This is a genomic window from Sphingopyxis sp. H053 (assembly GCF_001468225.1).
Classification (GTDB): domain Bacteria; phylum Pseudomonadota; class Alphaproteobacteria; order Sphingomonadales; family Sphingomonadaceae; genus Sphingopyxis.
On sequence record NZ_LNRU01000001.1, the window covers coordinates 310,798 to 325,528 of the forward strand.

Genomic DNA, 14,731 nt, shown 5'->3' on the forward strand with positions numbered 1-14,731 from the left:
CCGGTGCCCGGCTACAAATAACTCGTCATGCGGAATTCGGATCCGTAAACAGGTTCAGGAAGATGGTTTTACGCGAAAGGCTTTGACGCATGACCGAAGCGACCGCACCCGCCGCCCCCGATTCGCCCCTCCGTCCGCTCCACGTTTCGGCACGCCTCGACGAGAATGATCTGCCGTGGCCGCTGCGCCCGTGGATCATGGCGGCGATCTGCGCGCTCGCCGGGCTCGGCTTTTACCTGTTGATCGATCATCATTATGACGACGCGCTGTCGCACTGGCGCAGCGCGCTGGCGACCGGCGTTGCCGTCGCGGCGGTCGTGTTCGTGCTGGGGGTCGAGCTGCGTCGCTGGCAGTGGGCGCTGGGTTTCGCGGTTCTTTGGGGCGTCATCCTCGGACTGATCGCATGGCAGACCGCGGCGTATAATATTCAGGGCAATCCGGTCGAATGGCCGTTCTGGTCGGGGATACTCGCGGTGCTCGTCGCGACGCCTCTGTTCCAGACGCGGCGCGATGTCGCGCCCGACTGGCGGTTCTGGAAGCTGTGGCAGATGCCGTATGAGCGGCTCCACAGCCATGCGTGGACCGATGCGGTGATCGGCGCGGCGTCGCTGGCCTTCGTCGGCATCACCTTTCTGCTGACCGTCTTGATCGGGCAGATGTTCAAGCTGATCGGGATCAACCTGATCTTCGACCTGCTCAACGACGAATGGTTCGGCTGGATGCTTGCGGGCGCGGCGTTTGGCGGCGCGGTGGGCCTGCTGCGCGAGCGCGACAGGCTGGTTGCGACATTGCAGCGGCTGGTGATGATGGTGCTCGCGGTGCTGGCGCCGGTGCTGGCGGTTGCTTTGGTGCTGTTCCTGCTGTCGCTTGCGGGGACGGGGCTGCAAAAGCTCTGGGATTCGGGCTTTTCGACCGCGGCGGTGATGATGGCGGCGGCGGCGTTCGCGGTGCTGCTCGCCAATGCGGTGATCGGCAATGGCAGCGACGACCGTGCGACGAGCCCGGTGCTGCGCTGGGCGGCGCCGGTGCTGGTTGTTGCGGTGCTGCCGCTGGCGGGGATCGCCTATTACTCGATGCATTTGCGGGTGATCCAATATGGCTGGACCCCCGAGCGCATCTGGGGCGTGATCGCGGCGGTCATCGCGCTCGCTTACGGGATTGCGGGCCTGTGGGCCGTGGTGAAGGGGCGGCGCGATTTCGACGACTGGCTGCGTCCGCTGCAACAGCGGCTGGCGATCGGGCTGGCATTGCTCGCGCTCTTCCTTGCGCTGCCGATCCTCGATTTCGGGACGATTTCGACGCGCGATCAGCTGGCGCGGCTGAAATCGGGGGCGGTGCCGGTCGAAAAATTCGACTGGGCGGCGATGGCGTTCGATTTCGGGCCGAGCGGCCGCGCGGCGCTGCGGGATATTGCGAAGTCGGCCGACAAAACGAAGGCGGGCCTCGCGAGCTGGGCGCTGAAGGCACAGGACCGTTGGGCGCTCCAGCGCGACGGCGAGGCGATGACGGCGCGCGATGCCGCCTTTGGCGCGCGCAAGATCGAAGAGAAAGTGCGGGTTCAGCCCGCGAGCCGGCCGCTGCCTGCCGAACTTTATGCGTTGCTCGACCAGCGGAGCTTTTGCCGCACGGCGCCCTGTATCGTGCAATGGGTCGGCGACAGCCGCGTCGCGGTCGTTTCGCAAGGCGGCATGCTGACGCACTTCGCGATCGACCCCACGACGAAGAAGTGGAGCGACTATTATGAGGGAAGCGATCCAGCCGAACAGAAACGACGCGAATTGACCGTCGGCGATATGGAACGGGGCGGGGTCGAAGTGCGCGCGGTGACGCGCCGCCAGATTTTTGTGAACGGCAAGCCGGTGGGCGGCGATTTCGAGTGATTTAGTCCTCCCTGACGCGCAGCGATGGGGAGGTGGCAGCGCGAAGCGCTGACGGAGGGGCGATTGCGCTGACGTTGCTGCCCCTCCACCACCGCCTTCGGCGGCGGTCCCCTCCCCATGGCTTCGCCGCAGGGAGGATCAGGATGGTTGAAGCGATCCGGCTGGGATGCTAGCGGCGCGGCTTCGTTAAAGTTAGGGCGATCATGTCAATCGATCAGGCAACAGTCAGGAAAATAGCGTCGCTGGCGCGCATCGCGATCAGCGATGCCGAAGCCGCCGCGATGGAAGGCGAATTGAACGGCATTTTGGGCTGGGTCGAGCAACTCGGCGAGGTCGATGTGACCGGGGTTGAGCCGATGACCGCGGTGATCCCGAACAGCCTGCGGCTGCGCGACGATGTCGTCGATGCCGATCCGCTGACCGGCGGCGGCCGCCGTGATGACGTGCTGGCGAATGCGCCGGCGGCGATGCACGGCTTTTTCGGTGTTCCCAAGGTGATCGAATAATGACCGAGCTTACCAATCTGACCGTTGCGCAGATCCGCGACGGGCACCGCGCGGGCGATTTCAGCGCCGTCGAGGTTGCCGAGGCGTTCAACGCCAATGTCGCGGGTGCGAAGGCGCTCAACGCGTTTATCGTCGAGACGCCCGAGCATGCGCTCGCGGCGGCGAAGGCGGCTGATGCCGACCGTGCTGCCGGAACGCTGAAGCCCTTGTCGGGCGTGCCGATCGGGATGAAGGACCTGTTCGCGACCAACGGCGTCCAGACGACCGCCGCGAGCCACATGCTCGAAGGCTTTGTCCCGCGTTATGAATCGACCGTGTCGGCAAAGTTGTGGGACGCGGGTTGCGGCATGCTCGGCAAGCTCAATCTCGACCAGTTCGCGATGGGGTCGTCGAACGAGACGAGCTATTTCGGCAATGTCATCAGCCCGTGGAAGCGCAACGACGGCGGCAACGCCGCGCTCGCGCCGGGCGGTTCGTCGGGTGGGTCGTCGTCGGCGATCGCGGCGCGGCTGTGCCCCGCGGCGACGGGGACCGACACCGGCGGTTCGATCCGCCAGCCCGCGGCGTTTGTGGGGATTTCGGGGATCAAGCCGACCTATGGCCGCTGCTCGCGCTGGGGCATCGTGGCGTTCGCGAGCTCGCTCGATCAGGCGGGGCCGATGGCGCGCGACGTCAAGGATTGCGCGATCATGCTCGAGAATATGGCGGGCTTCGATCCGAAGGACGCGACGAGCCTCGACATGCCGGTTCCCAATTGGGAAGCGGCTTTGTCGAGCGATCTCAAGGGCAAGACGGTCGGTATTCCCAAGGAATATCGACTGGAAGGCATCGATCCCGACATCGACGCGATGTGGGATGCGGGCATTGCGATGCTGAAGGATGCGGGGGCCGAGGTCGTCGAGATCAGCCTGCCGCACACCAAATATGCGTTGCCGGCCTATTATATCATCGCGCCCGCCGAGGCGTCGTCGAACCTCGCGCGTTATGATGGCGTGCGTTATGGTTTGCGCGACCTGCCGCAGGGTGCGGGGTTGCAGGACATGTACGCCGCGACGCGCGCCGACGGCTTCGGGCCCGAGGTCAAGCGGCGCATCATGATCGGCACCTATGTGCTGTCGGCGGGCTTCTACGACGCCTATTACACGCAGGCGCAGAAGGTGCGGACGCTGATCGCGCGCGATTTCGAGCAGGCGTTTGCAAGCTGCGACGTGATCCTCGCGCCGACCGCGCCGTCGGCGGCGTTCGGGCTGGGCGAAAAGACAGCCGATCCGCTGGCGATGTACCTCAACGACGTGTTCGCGGTGCCCGCGAGCCTCGCGGGGCTGCCCGCGATGTCGGTGCCCGCGGCGCTGAACCGCGAAGGGCTGCCGCTGGGGCTGCAGATCATCGGCAAGGCGTTCGATGAGCAGGGCGTGCTGAACGCCGGGCTGGCGATCGAGGAACGCGCGGGCTTTACGGCGCGCGCCGAGAAGTGGTGGTAACTCACGTCGCCCCAGCGAAAGCTGGGGCCGCTGGCGGCGCAACAGGACGTTAGCGATCCCAGCTTTCGCTGGGATGACGAAATTAGCGAGCGATCCCAGCTTTCGCTGGGATGACGAGGAAAAAACATGTCTGACTATCGCATCAAGGGCGAAACCGGCGAGTGGGAGGTCGTGATCGGCCTCGAGGTCCATGCGCAGGTCACCTCGAACGCCAAGCTGTTCTCGGGCGCCGCGACGGCGTTCGGGGCGGAGCCGAACACGCAGGTGTCGCTGATCGACGCCGCGATGCCCGGCATGCTGCCGGTGCCGAACCGCGAGTGCATTCGCCAGGCGGTGCGCACGGGCATGGCGATCGAGGCGCAGATCAACAAATGGTCGCGGTTCGACCGCAAGAATTATTTCTATGCCGATTTGCCGCAGGGTTACCAGATTTCGCAGCTTTATCATCCGCTTGTCGGCGAAGGTTCGCTGACGATCGCAGCCGATGAGAAGGCCGGGATTCCCGCCGACAAGGCGATCGGGGTCGAGCGTATCCATGTCGAGCAGGACGCCGGCAAGCTGATGCACGACCAGCATCCGACGATGTCCTATGTCGACCTCAACCGCAGCGGCGTCGCGCTGATGGAGATCGTCTCGCGCCCCGACATGCGCTCGCCCGCCGAGGCCGGCGCCTATGTCCGCAAGCTGCGCTCGATCCTGCGCTATGTCGGCTCGTGCGACGGCAATATGGAAGAAGGCTCGATGCGCGCCGACGTCAATGTCAGCGTCCGCAAGCCCGGCGACGAGTTCGGCACGCGCACCGAGACGAAGAACGTCAATTCGGTGCGTTTCGTGATGGCGGTGATCGAGGGCGAGGCGAAGCGCCAGGTCGAGCTGATCGAAAGCGGCGGCACGGTGGTGCAGGAAACGCGCCTCTACGACCCCGACCGCAACGAAACGCGCTCGATGCGGTCGAAGGAAGATGCGCATGATTATCGCTACTTCCCCGATCCCGACCTGTTGCCGCTCGAACTCGACGATGCGTTCCTCGCCGAATGCCGCGCCAGCCTGCCCGAACTGCCCGACGCCAAGCGCGCGCGCTATCTGGCGGCGGGGATTTCGCCGTATAACGCCGATGTTCTGACTGCCGAGGTCGAGGCGGCGCGCTGGTTCGATACGTTGCTCGATGCGGGCGCCAAGCCCGTTGCGGCGGCGAACTGGGTGACGAGCGAATTGTTCGGCGCGCTCAACCGCATGGGCCGCGACATTTCGGATTCGCCGGTTTCGCCCGCGCACGCCGCCGAGCTGCTCGGTCTCGTCGCCGACGGCACGATTTCGGGCACGATCGCGAAGCAGGTGTTCGAAAAGATGCTCGAAAGCGGCGACGCCGCAGGCGTGATCGTCGAGCGCGACGGGCTGAAGCAGACGAGCGACACCGGCGCGATCGAGGCCGAGATCGCCAAGATCCTGACCGCCAATGCCGACAAGGTCGAGCAGTATAAGGGCGGCAAGGAAGCTTTGTTCGGCTTCTTCGTCGGGCAGACGATGAAGGCGATGCAGGGCAAGGCGAACCCGCAGGTCGTCAACGAGTTGCTGAAGAAGGCGCTCGGCTGAGAATAAGTGATCGGATTCACAGCGAATTCAGCTACTTCTGTGTCATAGGCGTTGCAATCGGTGCCTATGTGACGAAGGATGTGAAGATGAAGCGGATTCTGGTTTCGTTTTATAGTGTGCTCGCACTGGGCAGCGCGGCGAACGCGGCGCCCGCGCCCGCACCCGCGGTGAACAACGGTTATGACTGGGCGATGCGCGTCAACGACGAGGAACGCGCGCAGAGCGCGATCCTCGCCTATGAGGTTGACGGCACCGATGACCAGCCGCTGAACTTCACCTGCGAGGAGGGCGGCGACCGCGTCTTTGCGGGGATTTCGGGCGGGGCTCTCAATCTGACCGCGATCGAACTCGAAGCGGGCGGCCAGCGTGTGCGGTTGACCGGAACGACCGACGCGGACGAACTGCCGACCTTCACCGCGCAGGAAATGCCCGCGACGTCGCCGCTGTTCCGCGCCTTCGCGGCGAACGGCTGGCTGCGGATGACCGCAGACGGCGCCACGGTCGATATGGCAGCAACGCCGGGCGGCAAGCAGGCAATCGCGCGCTTTGTCAAATTCTGCGCCGGCTGACGCGGCGCGGCGGATGCTGCGCGCGCTGTTGACGCTGTGGTTGTTGCTCGCCTGCGCGACGCTTGCGCGGGCGGAAACGGTGGTTTTTACCGACGTCAATGTCGTGCCGATGGATCGCGAGCGCGTTATCGCGCGCACGACGGTGATCGTCACCGACGGTGTGATTTCCAGCATCGGGATCAAGGCGAAGCTGCCCGCGGACACGCCGGTGGTGGACGGCAAGGGGGCGTGGCTGGTGCCCGGCCTCGCCGACATGCACAATCATGTAACGAGCCGCGACGATCTGGCGCTGCTGCTCGCCAATGGCGTCACGACGATGCTCAACATGGGCGAGGCGACGAACGCGTTCGCCGGGCGGACGCGGATCGCGGTGAACAAGGGCGAGGTGCCGGGGCCGCAGATCTTCACCGCCTTCGTCATCGACAGCGACCCGCAATATGGCCATTTCGTCGTGCGGACGGCCGACGAGGCGCGCGCGATCGTGCGGCTGGCGAAGACCAACGGCTACAGCTTCATCAAGGTTTATACGAACCTGTCGGCCGAGGCGTTCGCGGCGCTCGCCGACGAAGCCAAAGCGCAAGGGGTCGGGATCGTCGGGCATAATGTGAAGGCGGTCGGGCTTGCGAAGCAACTTGCGGCGGGGCAGGCGATGATCGCGCATGTCGAGGAGTTCTTCTACGGCTTTTTCGCCGAACCGCCCGCCGACGATCCAAACGCGCCGCCCGCCGACGCGCGGATTGCCGACGCGATCGCGCTGGCAAAGGCGCATGATGCGTTCGTCACATCGGACCTGTTCAACTATCGCACCATCGCGGCGCAATTCGGCAAGCCCGAGGTGGTGAAAGCCTATCTGGCGGCGCCCGAGGCGCGCTATCTGTCGCCCGCCGACCGGCTGGCCTGGGCGGGGTCGGGCTATCAGAAGAAGGCGGTCGACCTGTCGCGGCGCGTGGCGTTCGAGGCGCGCTTCGTGAAGGCGATGGCCGACGCCGGGGTGCCGCTGATCGCGGGCGGCGACGCGCCGACGATCCCGGGGCAGGTGCCGGGGTTCGCGCTGCACGGCGAGATCGACGCGATGCTGGCGGCGGGGCTGACGCCGTGGCAGGCGCTGTCGGCGGCGACGCGCACGCCGGGCGAATTCGTCGCCAAGACGGTGCCGGGGGCCGAGAGGTTCGGCGTCGTGGCACCGGGCTATCGCGCCGACCTCTTGCTCGTCGCCGAAAATCCGTTCGAAAGGCCCGCGACGCTGCGCGCGCCGTTAGGGGTGATGGCGGGCGGACGCTGGCATGATGCGGCGGCGCTGAAGACAATGTTGGCCGAGGTCGCGGCGAAGCGCGTCGTTCCCTAGTCGGCGGCTTTCCAGACGCTGCGTCCCTCCTTGATCGTTTCGCGCACCTTGATCGACTTGATGTCATCGACCGGCGTGGTCAGCGGGTTCTTGTCGAGGATCACGAAATCGGCGAGCAGGCCCGCTTTGATGCGGCCCTTGCGGTCTTCCTCGAACGCCTGCCAGGCGGGGCCGGTGGTGAGCGCTTGTAGTGCCTCGTAAGCGTTCAGGCGCTCTTCGGGGCCGCTGACGACGCCGGTCGGCGAGACGCGCGCCATCGAGGTCCAGAGCATGAAGCGCGTGTCGAGCGGGGTGACGCTATAGTCGCTGTGGTTCGACGCGATGAGCCCCGCGGCGCGCGCCGAGCGGAAGGGGCTGATAAAATCGACCACTCCGGCGGGGAAGTTGGTGCGGTGGACGTCGGCCCAATACCAGGCGTGGTTCGAGAAATAGGCGGGGCCGACGCCGATGCGCTTGTAGGCCGCAAGCTGGTCGCGGCGCTGGAACTGCGAGTGGATGACGATCGGGCGGCGGTTGTCGGCGGCCTTGATGCCGAGCGCGTCGAAGCCCTTGATCGCCATGTCGATCGCGGCGTCGCCATTGGCGTGGACGAAGAGCTGCCAGCCGCGATCGTGAGCCTTGCGCGCCAAACCCTGAAATTCAGCGTCCGACATGCCGGGGTGGCCGTGCCAGGGATGATCGCCGGCGGGGCTGCCGCGCGCATAGTCGCGCGTGAAATAGCCGGTGCGCGCCTGCACCGATCCGTCGAGGATGAACTTGATCCCCTGCAATTTCACATGGTCTTGATAGACACCGAACTTGCGGTCGGGGCCGGCGAGCAGCGCGTCGAGCTCGGTGTAGATGGGGAGCAGTGCGAGATCGATCTTGAGCCGTTCGCGCGCCGCGGGGCTGGTCAGGAAGGCGAGGTCGGGGCGCTGCGTCGCACCGTCCTGCGCGTGGGTGTAGCCCTCGGCGAAATAGCGGTTCTGCGCCGCGTCGAGCGCCGCGAGCTTCTGCTCGGCGCTGGGCTGCGGCAGCTTGGCGAGGAGGATGAACATCGCCTTTTCGAGGAGGACGCCGTTCAGCTTGCCCGCGTCGTCGCGCAAGATCATCGCGCCGGGCGGAACGGGCGTGCTTTCGTCGATGCCCGCGGCGGCGAGCGCGGCGCTGTTCGCGACGGCGCCGTGCAGCGAGACGTGAAAGACGACGATCGGCCGGTCGCTGGCCACCGCGTCGAGTTCGGCGCGGGTGATGTGCCGCTTTTCCGCGAGCGTTTCATGGTCATATTGCCAGACGATGACCCAGCCGCCCTTGGGGAGCGCGCGCGCGGCGATATGATCGCGGATCGCGGCTTGCAGGCCCGCGATGTCGGCGACCGGCGGCCCGCCGCCATCGCGCAGGTCGAGCCCGCCCGCCATCATCGTTGCAAGGGTGAAGTGCGAATGCGCGTCGATGAAGCCGGGGAGCAGCGTGGCGCCCTTGAGATCGCGGATCGCGGCGTCCTTGCCGGCGGCCTTGCGGGCCTGTTTTTCGGGGCCGGCGAAGGTGATGCGGTCGCCGCGCGTGACGACGGCCTCGACGGTTTGCGGCGTGTCGCCGTCCATCGTGACGATCGGGCCGCCGCGGTAAAGCGTGGTGTCCTGCGCGGTGGCGGGTGCAGTCGTTGTCAGGAGCAGCGCGATGGCGGCGGTGAATCTCATTTCTCTCTCCCCTTCGGCGCACCGTGCGGAGGGCGAGGGCGGAGGTCAAGTATTCCTGAGCAATCTAACCTTCGTCATTCCCGCGAAGGCGGGAATCCCGCTCATGTAGCAAAAGCGGGATTCCCGCCTTCGCGGGAATGACGGATGAAGGGCGGGGTTAGATTTGCTGCGGCGGCACCTCGTCCGGCCCGCGGCCGGGCTCGTCGATGTCGCCGCCGCCGGGGCTGCCGGGGATTTCGGTCGGCTGGCCGGCGGGGTCTTCTTGCGGGGTGGGCTGCACCGGCTGTTCGGGCGGCGCCTGCGGTTCGATCGTGTCGGGCTTCGGCTTGGGAAGCGGGTCGGGGTTGCTTGTCATTGTCACTCTCCTTGAGTTGACCAACGAACGGGCGCGTCCACCGTTCCGCCAGCGCGGAACGGGGGGCTTTGTGCCCCTTGCCCTCGGCCACGCGTCTGCTATAGCCCCGCGCGGCCCGCACGGGCGTGCGCGGCAGCGCGCGATTTCGTGCACCCGGCCGAAAACACCTGCGGGCGTGGCGGAATTGGTAGACGCGCTGGTTTTAGGTACCAGTATCGCAAGATGTGGGGGTTCGAGTCCCTTCGCCCGCACCAATCTGCAATGCAGGCCGGGATCATGGGGAACTCCGCCACTCTGGCGGGGTTCGATACGAGATTTTGAGCAAGGATAAGACCAAGGCAATGAAGACCGTCGAAACGCTGAACGAAGGCCTGAAGCGCGAATATCGCGTGACCATCACCGCCAAGGATATCGACGCGCGCGTCGACGACGAGGTGAAGAGCATCGCCCCGACCGTCCGCATGCCCGGCTTCCGCCCCGGCAAGGTGCCGCCGAACCTGATCCGCAAGATGCACGGCCCGGCGCTCTCCGCCGACGCGCTCAACAAGGCGATCGACGCCGGCGTGCGCGACCTGATGGCGAAGGAAAAGCTTCGCCCGGCGCTGCAGCCCGCCGTCGCGCTCGACGAGGGCTATGAAGCCGGCAAGGATGCCGAGCTGACCGTCAGCCTCGAAGTGCTGCCCGAAATCGCTACGCCGTCGATCGACGGCCTGAAGCTCGAACGCCTGACCGTTCCCGCCGACGACAAGGCCGTGATGGCCAAGATCGAAGAATTCGCCGCACAGATGAAGCGCTTCGAAGAAGCGCCGAAGACCAAGAAGGCCGCCACCGGCGACCAGGTCATCATCGACTTCGCCGGCAGCGTCGACGGCGTCGCCTTCGACGGCGGCACGGGCGAGGACATGGCGGTCGAAATCGGTTCGGGTCAGCTGATCCCGGGCTTTGAAGACCAGCTCGTCGGCGTCAAGGTCGGCGACGAAAAGGTGCTGAAGGTCAGCTTCCCCGACGATTATCCGGTTGCGGACCTGAAGGGCCAGCCCGCCGAATTCGCCGTGACGGTGAAGGAAGTGAAGGTTCCGGCCGCGTCGAAGATCGACGACGAGTTTGCCAAGACGCTCGGCCTCGAAAGCCTCGACAAGCTGAAAGAGCTGATGAAGGACCAGGTCGAGCAGGAACTGAACGGCCTGACGCGCACCTATATGAAGCGCAAGCTGCTCGATCAGCTCGCCGCCGCGCACGACTTCGAAGTGCCGCCGACGATGGTCGAGGCCGAGTTCAACCAGATCTGGCAGCAGCTCGAGCATGAAGTCAGCCACGAGGAAGATCCCGAAGCGGCGAAGGCCGAACTCGAGAACGACCGCGACGATTACCGCTCGATCGCGGTGCGCCGCGTCCGCCTTGGCCTGCTCCTCTCGGAAATCGGCCAGGCGCATGGCGTCCAGGTGTCGAACCAGGAAATGTCGCGCCTGATCGCACAGGCGGCGCAGCAATATCGCCCCGAAGACCGCACGCGCTTCATCGAATATGTGCAGCAGGATGCGCTCGCCGCGGCGCAGCTTCGCGCCCCGCTGTATGAAGACAAGGTCGTCGACTTCCTGTTCGAAAAGGCCGAGATCACCGACCGCGAAGTGACGCGCGAAGAGATCGAAGCCGCGATCGAAGCCGATGATGATGGCCACGTCCATGGTCCGGGCTGCGGCCACGACCATGACCACGACCACAAGCCGGCCAAGAAGGCTGCCGCGAAGAAGCCGGCCGCCAAGAAGGACGCGGTGAAGGAAGAAGCCAAGGCCGAGGAAGCTCCCGCCAAGAAGGCGCCGGCGAAGAAGGCCGAAGCCAAGGCGGAAGAAAAGCCCGCCGCGGCGAAGAAGGCTGCTCCGGCGAAGGCTGCCGAAGACAAGCCCGCCAAGGCTCCGGCCAAGAAGGCCGCGGCGAAGAAATAAGCTTCGGCTGACGATCAACAAAAAGGCCGGGTGGAGCGATCCACCCGGCCTTTTTTATATCTCGTCGCCCCCGCGAAGGGGGGGCGCTGGCAACCTTGCGCTACGCCGATAGCGGCCCCCGCCTTCGCGGGGGCGACGAGATGATCAGATCACGTCCATATTATAGCAATGCCAGCTGAAGATCGCCGCGGACCCGCGATGCGGGCGCCACGCCTCCGCCAGTTCGCGTGCCAGCTTCTCGCTCGGCCGCGCGCCGAGCTGGAAGATGCGGCCGACGGCCTCCTGTACTGCGAGATCGCCCGCGGGCCAGATGTCGGGACGCCCTTCGGCAAAGAGGAGGTAGATTTCGGCCGACCAGCGGCCGATGCCCTTGACCCTGGTGAGCAGCGCGATCGCTTCCTCGTCGTCGACGGGCAGGGCGTCGAACTGGAGCTCGCCGTCGAGGATCAACTGCGCGAGGCTTTTGGCATAGCCTTGTTTCTGCCCCGACAGGCCGCACGCGCGCAGCGTGTCGAAGTCGGCGGCCGCGACGACCTCCGCCGGGCAACCCTCGCCGAACTGCGCCTCCAGCTTGTTCCAGATCGAGTTGGCGGCGGCGACGCTGACCTGCTGGCCGACGATGGTACGCAGCAACGTGGCATAGCCGCGCGCGCGGATGCGGGGTTCGGGATAGCCGACATTGCCGAGCGCGCGCGCGAAATTGGAATCCTGCGCCGCGAGCGCATCGATTCCCGCGTTCAGCTGCTGCTGGCTGAGACCCATCGCATATTCTCCTTTTGTTCCTTCGGTAGCCAATAGCAACGCTTGATTTGACAAGCAACGCGCGACATAGCGCCACCAACATCGAAGATATGGGGACTAGCATGGCCAAGCTGATTGTCGTGACGCGCGACGGGACCGAACATGAGATCGAGGGCGACACCAGCCTGACGGTGATGGAAAATATCCGCGACGCCGGGTTCGACGAGCTGCTCGCGCTGTGCGGCGGCTGCTGCTCGTGCGCGACGTGCCACGTCCATGTCGAAGCGGGCGCGACCGACCAGCTTCCCGCGATGAGCGAGGACGAGAACGACCTGCTCGATTCGACCACCGACCGCGACGACAGTTCGCGCCTGTCGTGCCAGCTGCCGTTCAGCGAGGCGCTCGACGGGCTGAAGGTGCGGATCGCGGCGGAGGATTGATCCGAACCGTCGCCCCAGCGAAAGCGTGAAGGGTCGGGTTGTCCCCCGGACAACCCTTGGACATGCCGGCGGCATGTCCAACCCTTAACTGGCCGCTATCGTCCATTCAGAACGTGCGCGATCCCAGCTTTCGCTGGGATGACGATCAGCTTTGCGCCGTTGCCACCGCGTACAGCGCGACCGCCGCGGCGTTCGAGATATTGAGGCTCTCCATCCGCGGCGAGATCGGCAGCTTTGCCAGCACGTCGCAATGCTCCATGACATTGTGGCGCATGCCGTCGCCTTCGGAGCCGAGCACCAGCGCGACGCGGCTGCCGTCGAGCGTCGACCCGAGCGTCGTTTCTGTGTCGCCCGTCAGCCCGATGCGCCAATATTGCGCCTCGGCGATTTCCTCGAGCGCGCGCGACAGGTTGACGACGCGGACCCACGGCACGATTTCGAGCGCGCCCGACGCCGAGCGTGCGATGACGCCGCTTTCGGGCGGGCTGTGGCGATCCTGCGTGACGATCGCGGCGGCGTCGAACGCCGCCGCCGAGCGCAGCACTGCGCCGATATTATGCGGATCGGTGACCTGGTCGAGGACGATGAGCGGGCGCTTGCTGTCGGCGTCGACCTCCTGTTGCAACAGATCGCCGAGGAAAACATCCTCGAGCGGGTCGACTTCGATCACCAGCCCCTGATGCGGCGCGTCGCGCGCGACGAGTCGCGCGAGGTCGGTGACCTCGGCGTAGCTGATCGGAATCACCGGCGGCAGGTCGAGCTGGCCCAGGGCCTCGCGCGTGCCCCAGATGCGCTTGACGGTGCGTTCGGGGTTGGCGAGCGCGGCCAATACGGCGTGGCGGCCCCAGAAACGGATGGCCTGTCCGCGCGCGTTTTGGCTGGCGGGACGACGGTGACGGGAAAATTGTCTCATGCGCGCGCCTTTCCCACGACTGCCATTGACAGGCAAGCCTCGTTTCGCCATTGGACCGCTTCCCAAAGCGGGCCCCAATGGACAGGTGGCCGAGTGGTTAAAGGCAGCAGACTGTAAATCTGCCCGGGTTTCCGTACGCTGGTTCGAATCCAGCCCTGTCCACCATCTCTTCAGCGGCGAATATGCGCCGCCTTTCCCCGGCAAAATATGACCGAAGAAACACCTACGGCTGGGGCGTGTGTAATTCTGGTGTAATCTCAGCGGGGACGGAAATGTCCAACGTGCTGATGGCATCGTGCACATGCTCGCCGAGCCAGGCTCGTCCGTCCTGATCTTCGATAGCCGCCTTGAGCAAGCTTTGCCGCTGTGCGACGGAGAGGATCCTGATTTGCTTCCGTGCTTCTTTCTCTTTCGGGATTTCCGGGACGTCTTCCTTCTTCATCCATGACCAGTCTTTAGATGCCGCCCGGTTGCGCGCGCCATCGCGAGCGTCACGTCATATTCGGCCAATTCTGGCTCAACCAAGTCAAGGAATCTCGCAGCCCGAACCGCTCGCTCGACGGCAGCACGGGCGGCGGGAGTGTCGGGATCAGAGGGCGACATCCGGTCAACTGCGGCGCTGATAATTTCGATGGCCTGGTCCAAGCGATTGCGCAGGCGAAGCGCGAACAGGATAGCGCCGCGAGGCGCCCGGCGGTCGATCCGGCGGATGGCTGGTCGCCCCATGCGGCGATGGAGTTTCTGGCGTCCGAAGACTTCTTTCCTCCAGGCTATCTCTGGTATTTCGACCGTTACCGCGCGAGCGTCACATACAAGTTTGGCGACCGGCCGCTTGCGAACCATGCGACCTATTATGTCGAAGGCGACGAGACGCGAGCGACGCTGCTGACACTCGATCTCTGGATGTGGGGGCAGGATAACAAGGAAAGCGACGAGCAACGTTTCGCTGAGCTAATTGCGCTGTTGATGCACCGCGCCGTCGGGCCCGATGCCGTCGCTGCTTTTCGGGAGGTGCTGGATGAGAAGGACAATGGCGTCGCGCTAGATTGGAACGGATATCGCTTCTGCATCGAGAGCGAGGAGCCAGGCGAATCTGGACAATTTTCGGTGACCTTCACGATTGCCCATCCGCAAGAACCGCGCGTAGCCGCCGATGGCGAGGCTCCACAATAGAACTATCTGCAAACGGCCCAGATCGGCCAATTTCGGATGGCATGAAGTGGTATCTTACGGAAATCGAAGAGTCTTCTTCTAATCATGATCGGCCACATTTGGCCGAAATAATC

General features: G+C 65.2%; 14 protein-coding genes and 2 tRNA genes. 11 read left to right on the plus strand and 5 right to left on the minus strand.

Annotation, left to right across the window (positions count from 1 at the left end; all coding sequences use genetic code 11):
• Positions 1–89: 89 nt before the first annotated feature.
• From ATE70_RS01465 to ATE70_RS01490, 6 genes are all read left to right on the plus strand, one after another.
• Entirely contained in the window at positions 90–1,880 is a 1,791-nt protein-coding gene (locus ATE70_RS01465; protein ID WP_058536179.1) for a DUF4153 domain-containing protein, read from the plus strand.
• 203 nt (positions 1,881–2,083) lie between these two features.
• Complete coding sequence (gene gatC / locus ATE70_RS01470; protein WP_058536180.1) at positions 2,084–2,386, plus strand: Asp-tRNA(Asn)/Glu-tRNA(Gln) amidotransferase subunit GatC; 303 nt, start codon at positions 2,084–2,086, stop codon at positions 2,384–2,386.
• The gene (gene gatA / locus ATE70_RS01475; protein WP_058536181.1) at positions 2,386–3,867 is read left to right on the plus strand and encodes an Asp-tRNA(Asn)/Glu-tRNA(Gln) amidotransferase subunit GatA; all 1,482 of its coding nucleotides are present in this window, start codon (positions 2,386–2,388) and stop codon (positions 3,865–3,867) included. The genes gatC and gatA overlap by 1 nt, the downstream gene beginning before the upstream one ends.
• 126 nt (positions 3,868–3,993) lie before the next feature.
• Positions 3,994–5,460 carry an Asp-tRNA(Asn)/Glu-tRNA(Gln) amidotransferase subunit GatB gene (gene gatB / locus ATE70_RS01480; RefSeq protein WP_058536182.1) on the plus strand — a complete coding sequence of 489 codons (1,467 nt, stop codon included), beginning with the start codon at positions 3,994–3,996 and terminating at the stop codon, positions 5,458–5,460.
• An 86-nt stretch (positions 5,461–5,546) separates the two neighbouring features.
• Positions 5,547–6,029 carry a hypothetical protein gene (locus ATE70_RS01485; RefSeq protein ID WP_058800978.1) on the plus strand — a complete coding sequence of 161 codons (483 nt, stop codon included), beginning with the start codon at positions 5,547–5,549 and terminating at the stop codon, positions 6,027–6,029.
• Between the two features lie 13 nt (positions 6,030–6,042).
• The gene (locus ATE70_RS01490; RefSeq protein ID WP_058536184.1) at positions 6,043–7,374 is read left to right on the plus strand and encodes an amidohydrolase family protein; all 1,332 of its coding nucleotides are present in this window, start codon (positions 6,043–6,045) and stop codon (positions 7,372–7,374) included.
• Here ATE70_RS01490 and ATE70_RS01495 read toward each other — a convergent pair.
• Both ATE70_RS01495 and ATE70_RS01500 read right to left on the minus strand, forming a co-directional pair.
• Positions 7,371–9,053 (minus strand): amidohydrolase, encoded by a 1,683-nt coding sequence (locus tag ATE70_RS01495; RefSeq protein ID WP_058536185.1) that lies wholly within the window; start codon positions 9,051–9,053, stop codon positions 7,371–7,373. The genes ATE70_RS01490 and ATE70_RS01495 overlap by 4 nt on opposite strands.
• A gap of 157 nt (positions 9,054–9,210) precedes the next feature.
• A complete protein-coding gene (locus ATE70_RS01500) occupies positions 9,211–9,408 on the minus strand; it encodes a hypothetical protein (protein WP_058536186.1) in 198 nt (65 codons plus the stop codon).
• A 169-nt stretch (positions 9,409–9,577) separates the two neighbouring features.
• Here ATE70_RS01500 and ATE70_RS01505 point away from each other — a divergent pair.
• A tRNA-Leu gene (locus ATE70_RS01505) sits at positions 9,578–9,662 on the plus strand.
• Between the two features lie 87 nt (positions 9,663–9,749).
• Positions 9,750–11,351, plus strand: a complete 1,602-nt coding sequence (gene tig / locus ATE70_RS01510; protein WP_058536187.1) for a trigger factor — start codon at positions 9,750–9,752, stop codon at positions 11,349–11,351.
• 144 nt (positions 11,352–11,495) lie between these two features.
• Here the strand turns inward: tig and ATE70_RS01515 are convergent, their stop codons facing one another.
• Positions 11,496–12,113: a DNA-3-methyladenine glycosylase family protein gene (locus ATE70_RS01515; protein WP_058536188.1), complete on the minus strand. Its 618-nt coding sequence runs from the start codon at positions 12,111–12,113 to the stop codon at positions 11,496–11,498.
• Positions 12,114–12,214: 101 nt separating this feature from the next.
• Here ATE70_RS01515 and ATE70_RS01520 point away from each other — a divergent pair, with 101 nt between their 5' ends.
• Entirely contained in the window at positions 12,215–12,532 is a 318-nt protein-coding gene (locus ATE70_RS01520; protein WP_058536189.1) for a 2Fe-2S iron-sulfur cluster-binding protein, read from the plus strand.
• 145 nt (positions 12,533–12,677) lie between these two features.
• On the opposite strand, the gene rlmB is transcribed toward ATE70_RS01520, so the two are convergent.
• Complete coding sequence (gene rlmB, locus ATE70_RS01525) at positions 12,678–13,445, minus strand: 23S rRNA (guanosine(2251)-2'-O)-methyltransferase RlmB (protein WP_058536190.1); 768 nt, start codon at positions 13,443–13,445, stop codon at positions 12,678–12,680.
• A 79-nt stretch (positions 13,446–13,524) separates the two neighbouring features.
• Between rlmB and ATE70_RS01530 the strand changes: the two genes are divergently transcribed.
• Positions 13,525–13,610: transfer RNA gene (locus ATE70_RS01530), tRNA-Tyr, on the plus strand.
• Positions 13,611–13,668: 58 nt separating this feature from the next.
• Here the strand turns inward: ATE70_RS01530 and ATE70_RS01535 are convergent.
• Positions 13,669–13,887, minus strand: a complete 219-nt coding sequence (locus ATE70_RS01535; RefSeq protein ID WP_058536191.1) for a hypothetical protein — start codon at positions 13,885–13,887, stop codon at positions 13,669–13,671.
• A 17-nt stretch (positions 13,888–13,904) separates the two neighbouring features.
• Here ATE70_RS01535 and ATE70_RS01540 point away from each other — a divergent pair, with 17 nt between their 5' ends.
• Positions 13,905–14,618 carry a hypothetical protein gene (locus ATE70_RS01540; RefSeq protein WP_058536192.1) on the plus strand — a complete coding sequence of 238 codons (714 nt, stop codon included), beginning with the start codon at positions 13,905–13,907 and terminating at the stop codon, positions 14,616–14,618.
• The last annotated feature ends 113 nt before the right edge of the window (positions 14,619–14,731 follow it).